The organism is Pseudomonas sp. NPDC098747 (assembly GCF_044760045.1).
Classification (GTDB): Bacteria; Pseudomonadota; Gammaproteobacteria; order Pseudomonadales; family Pseudomonadaceae; genus Aquipseudomonas.
Window position 1 is genome coordinate 1 of the sequence record NZ_JBIWAL010000111.1, and the last position, 5684, is coordinate 5684.

Consider the following 5684-nt stretch of genomic DNA (forward strand, 5'->3'; position numbering starts at 1 on the left):
CGACCGTATGGCCGATAAAGGCATCATCCACAAGAACAAGGCTGCTCGTCATAAGAGCCGTCTGAATGGCCACGTCAAGGCACTGAAAGAAGCTGCCTAAGCGACGTAGTCATTAAAAAACCGACCTTCGGGTCGGTTTTTTATTGCCTGCGATTTGGTGAGACTACGACCCTACTCTAAACAGGCACGTATCCATTCGAGGATACGCACCCAGCCCCACCGAACTTACTCACCAAAATTGAATACAACCGGCTTCGGCGGAGGACAGCCTTCCGACGGAGGAAAGTTCTGCACGCCCGACTCATCGTAGCCGGTATAACACCCGACCAGCTTGTCATCCTTGAAGTTGAATCGGCGCTCAACGACCCCGGTCGAGTAGTAGCAGACCATTTCACCTTCACGCTTCGCATAGGAATAGTCTTTGTATTCCCGGCCTTCAACGGTGATCAGACGGTACCCCCGCTTGGGCTCGGAGCACTTCAACTGCCCATTGGGGTAGTAATCGTTGTGCGTCACATGATCATCCGCACCCAATAGCACTTCCTCGACCTTTCGCCCCTCGTAGGACTCGTGACGCACACTTTGCCTGACTCCGAACAAGTAATCGGCCTCGAAGTAGGCAACCCCGTCATCACGAAAGCTGCGCTGCAGCCCACAGGGCTTGATTCTTGTGTACTTGCCATCAACCACATGGCAGTAATTTCTGTCTGAAACCAACGCCCCAGCCTCATTAAACGACTGATCGTTACCGATGGGCTCATCCGCCTCATAAATGGCCACTCGGTCTAACCGACCATTTGAGTGATAGGTACGAAAGGACCCCTCTCTATTTCCGTGAAGCCAGGTGATGTCGGACAGCAGTACCGAACCGTCATCGGTATAGGTCAGCGCACGCCCCTTGATCTGCCCCGCCACGTAGGTCGCCGAATAGGTCAGCTTGCCGTTCGCAGCGTAAGTTTCTCTCAAGCCGTCAAGCGCACCGGCCCGGTAGTGCTCAAGCAACCGCAACACCCCCGCCCCATCAACCTCGCGCAACTCTCCTTCCTTTTTACCCGCGACAAATGACAAGGTTTGAACACGGTCGCCGTCCAGCTTCAGAGTCCAGGCGCCCTCCCTGACACCTGAGACATAAGCACCCTCGCCTTCGCTACTGACCCAATGACCATTCTGCCGACCATTCAGATACTCGCCGCGAGAGATAATCTCACTCCCCCTGACTCGCTCTGCCGGGCCATCCAGAACATCGTGCTTATACGTGTCGAAACCAGAAATATCTTCATCTTTAGCGTATGCAGTGATCGTCCAGCGCCCCTCGCGCAAACCATCAACGAACACACCCTCGGAAGCACTATGGCGCTCATCGATCACCCAGGAGCCCTGCCTCAAACCGTTCGCATAAGCTCCCGAGGCCTCGGAGACCGCCGCATCAAACTCGATCCAGTCACCTGTCTTCTTGCCCTGAACCATCACGCCCCGCTGCAGCACACGTTCACCCCACAACTGCACGAGCGGCCCATCCTCCGTGCCCACATAGCGCTTCGGGTCGGATTCCCACGTTATTCGCGTTACTCGAAAGGCAGGAGCCAGCTCTCCCTCCTCCATCGGCGTGCGCTCGTAGGTCAGCGTCAGCCACCGCCCTTCGCGCCGCACAAAGGTTTTCTTGTAGGCGTCATAGACACCATCCTCTGACGGCTCACCGCCCTCCGAGGCAGGAACACCACCCACACCGAATTCACCCACCAGCGTGCCGGCAGTAGGATCGAGCACATCGAAATCGGGAATGCCGGTTGTCGCCATCTCATAACCGTAGTCATAGGGTGGCAACTTGTTCAGCTCGCGCACCACCAGTGCGGCATTAAGCTTCTTCTGATTGCTCGCGATGCGGTCCAGAACCGGCTGCAGACTGTTCAGCTTCCGATATTTTCCCGCACGCTCACTGAATCGATAGCCATGAAGCATATTTCGCCCGCCCGCCCTGGCCAGGACGATCAAGGTCTGTATATCGCTATCCAGACTGGCGTAGAAGACTGACTCGATGCTCGAATCACCGAAGTTGTCGAGCATCTGCGGCACCGCTGTCGGCGCATCACACATGCACGCATACCCCACAACACCCGCCGGCTCGCGTACAAACGCCAACGTTGCCCCACTCTCCTGAGACTGAATCAGCGGGTGCGCCAGTGACTTGCCGGCATAAAACGGTTCAGCCTGCACTTGCATGGAAAGCGAGCAACACACCATCAGCGACATTAAAAAAGAACGCATACGAATCCCTTCGCGCCTGAAGCACATCATTCAACAATGAGAAACAAAAAGGCGAGCCGAACGGCTCGCCCTCAATCATTCAACCAATGGGCCTAGAGAACAAACTCGACCCTGTATTGGTTTTCAGCCTTATGGCTGAACCGGCACCCACGGCAAAATCGGAATCGCCGTGACCGCATTCTGTGGACTGCCCTCGATCACGCGATCGCTGTAGACCAGATACACCAGCGTATTGCGCTTCTTGTCGAGGAAACGCACCACCTGCATGGTTTTGAATACCAGCGATGTGCGCTCCTTGAACACCTCATCGCCATCCTTCAGCTCACCCTTGAACTTGATCGGACCGACCTGACGACAAGCGATCGAGGCTTCGGCTCGGTCTTCCGCCAAACCCAGACTCCCCTTCACGCCGCCCGTCTTGGCGCGCGACAGGTAGCAGGTCACACCCTCGACTTTGGGGTCGTCGAACGCCTCGACCACGATCCGGTCGTTCGGACCGACAAATTTGAACACCGTCGATACCTGACCGATTTCCTCGGCCGAGGCCAGCAATGGCAGCACCATCAACAGACCCAACAATCCTTTTGCTACGCGCATCGAATTTTCCTTACACCAGAATCAGGTTGTCACGGTGAACCAGTTCCGGCTCAGCCATGTAACCCAGCAAACCGACAATCGCATCCGACGATTGACCGATGATTTTTTGTGCCTCCAGCGCGCTGTAGTTGGCCAGGCCACGAGCGATCTCACGACCGTCCGGCGCCACGCAAACCACCATCTCACCGCGGCGAAAACTGCCTTGCACCAACTTCACGCCAACCGGCAGCAAACTCTTGTTGCCCTGTGAAAGCGCCGACACCGCACCATCATCCAGCACCAGCGTGCCACGGGTTTGCAGATGCCCCGCCAGCCATTGCTTGCGCGCCGCCAGCATGCCGCGCTCGGGCGACAGCAACGTACCGATGCGCTCACCCGCCTTCAGACGATCCAGCACACGCTCGAGACGACCACCCACAATGATGGTGTGCGCACCTGAACGCGCCGCTAGCCGCGCCGCGCGCAACTTGGTCTGCATGCCGCCACGCCCCAGCGCACCACCAGTGCCACCCGCCACCGCATCCAGGCTCGGATCATCGGCGCGCGCCTCGTAAATCAACTGTGCTTCTGGATTGTTGCGCGGATCAGCATCAAACATACCGTCGCGATCCGTCAGGATCACCAGTAAATCAGCCTCAACCAGGTTGGCCACCAGCGCCGCGAGCGTGTCGTTGTCACCGAAACGGATTTCATCAGTGACAACGGTGTCGTTTTCGTTGATCACTGGAATGACTTTCAGCTCGACCAGCGCGCGCAGGGTGCTGCGGGCGTTCAGGTAGCGCTTGCGATCGGACAGGTCGTCGTGGGTCAGGAGAATCTGCGCGGTGTGCCGGCCATGCTCGGCAAAGCTTGATTCCCAAGCTTGCACCAGACCCATCTGGCCGATAGCGGCGGCAGCCTGGAGTTCGTGCATCGCACTGGGTCGTGCGGTCCAGCCCAAGCGGCTCATGCCGGCCGCTACTGCCCCGGAGGACACCAGCACCAACTCGACGCCCGCCTCATGCAAGGCCACCATCTGCTCGACCCAGACACTCATTGCCGCACGATCCAGCCCTTTGCCATCAGCCGTCAGCAAAGCGCTGCCGATCTTCACGACCCAACGCTGCGCACCTGTCACCTTGCTCCGCATCATCTTCAACCTTAGCTTGAGGGCAGCGCGACCTGGCACCACCCGTGACGTTAATCGTGGCTATTGGTGACCAACGATCGATTTCCAGATACTAAAACGCCGCTCGATTGAGCGGCGTTCAAGTTTATCGCAACGGATCAATCACGCACGTAAATGATTTCCGGACCGTCTTCGTCATCCACATCTTCTTCGTCCCAATCATCGTCACCGATGTCGTGGACCGACTTCACGCCGCTGCGACGCAGGGCACGCTTGTCATCCAGCGCCTGCAGTTGCGCGCGCGCTTCGTCTTCGATGCGCTGATCGAGATCAGCCAGCTCTTCTTTGTAAGCAGGATCTGCTGCCAGACGATCAGCACGATCTTCCATGTAGCGCATGATGTCGTGACACAGACGCTCGGTACCGATCTTGGCAATGGCCGAGATCACGTAGACCGGACCGGTCCACTCAAGGCGATCAACGATCTCCTTGACGCGCTCTTCGTGGTCTTCTTCAAGGATCTGGTCGCACTTGTTCAGCACCAGCCAACGATCACGCTCAGCCAGGGACGGGCTGAACTTGATGAGTTCATTGGTGATCACTTCAGCAGCATCCGGAGCACTGGTGTCATCCAGCGGCGCCATATCAACGAGGTGCAGCAGCAGACGCGTACGCGCCAAGTGCTTGAGGAAGCGGATACCCAGACCAGCGCCATCGGAAGCACCTTCGATCAACCCCGGAATGTCGGCAACGACGAAGCTCTTCCAGCGATCGACGCTGACCACACCCAGGTTTGGCACCAGCGTGGTGAACGGGTAATCGGCAACTTTCGGCTTGGCAGCCGAGACCGAACGGATAAAGGTACTTTTACCGGCGTTCGGCAAGCCCAGCAGACCTACGTCGGCCAGCACTTTCATTTCCAGCTTCAGGTCACGCTGCTCACCCGGTTTACCCGGAGTGGTCTGGCGTGGCGCACGGTTGGTACTGGATTTGAAACGGGTGTTACCCAGACCGTGCCAACCGCCCTGCACCACCATCAGCTTCTGACCAGCCTTGGTCAGGTCACCGATGACTTCCTGAGTAGCGGAGTCGATCACGGTCGTGCCGACCGGAACGCGCAGGATCATGTCCTCGCCCTTTTTACCGGTGCAGTCGGTGCTGCCGCCGTTGGAGCCACGCTCGGCATCGAAGTGCCGGGTGTAACGGTAGTCCACCAGGGTGTTGAGGTTTTCGTCGGCCATCATGTAGATGGAACCGCCATCACCGCCATCACCACCGTTCGGGCCACCGTTTTCGATGAATTTTTCCCGACGGAAACTCATGGCGCCATTGCCGCCGTCACCAGCCTTTACGCGAATCGATACTTCATCAACAAACTTCATAACCAACGCCTCTCGCCATACGGACGAGCCGAAAAACAATCAAGACATAAGACTCTTGCAAAAATGAGCGCAGCGACCCCAAAACACGACCTGCATCGCACGCCGACAGCCCATACAAACAGTTTTGCAAGAGACTCACCCCACAAACGAAAAAGCCCCGTCGCAAGACAGGGCTTTTCCAGCGATCTCGCGATTAAGCCGCGACAACGCTCACGTAACGGCGGTTGAACGCGCCTTTTACTTCTAACTTGATCACGCGTTCGAGGTTCGCGAAGAGGGGGTGGTCTTTACCGAGGCCAACGCCGTGCGCGGGGTGGAGTGGGGTGCCGCGC

6 protein-coding genes are annotated in these 5684 nt (G+C 57.6%); 1 reads left to right on the forward strand and 5 read right to left on the reverse strand.

Going from position 1 to position 5684, the window contains the following annotated elements; all coding sequences use genetic code 11:
- Window positions 1-100 (forward strand): 30S ribosomal protein S20 (rpsT, locus tag ACIQVE_RS29010; protein WP_402815323.1); only part of this gene is annotated, 100 nt, incomplete at its 5' end.
- A 125-nt stretch (window positions 101-225) separates the two neighbouring features.
- Here rpsT and ACIQVE_RS29015 read toward each other — a convergent pair.
- From ACIQVE_RS29015 to ACIQVE_RS29035, 5 genes are all read right to left on the reverse strand, one after another.
- Window positions 226-2265: a hypothetical protein gene (locus tag ACIQVE_RS29015; RefSeq protein ID WP_402815316.1), complete on the reverse strand. Its 2040-nt coding sequence runs from the start codon at window positions 2263-2265 to the stop codon at window positions 226-228.
- A gap of 129 nt (window positions 2266-2394) precedes the next feature.
- On the reverse strand, window positions 2395-2862 hold the full coding sequence (locus ACIQVE_RS29020) for a CreA family protein (protein ID WP_402815318.1): 468 nt from the start codon (window positions 2860-2862) through the stop codon (window positions 2395-2397).
- 10 nt (window positions 2863-2872) lie between these two features.
- A complete protein-coding gene (gene proB / locus ACIQVE_RS29025) occupies window positions 2873-3991 on the reverse strand; it encodes a glutamate 5-kinase (RefSeq protein WP_042561149.1) in 1119 nt (372 codons plus the stop codon).
- A 137-nt stretch (window positions 3992-4128) separates the two neighbouring features.
- Window positions 4129-5352 (reverse strand): Obg family GTPase CgtA, encoded by a 1224-nt coding sequence (gene cgtA / locus ACIQVE_RS29030; RefSeq protein ID WP_402815320.1) that lies wholly within the window; start codon window positions 5350-5352, stop codon window positions 4129-4131.
- Window positions 5353-5545: 193 nt separating this feature from the next.
- Window positions 5546-5684, reverse strand: a 139-nt coding sequence (locus tag ACIQVE_RS29035) for a 50S ribosomal protein L27 (protein ID WP_402815325.1), incomplete at its 5' end; no start/stop codon positions are given.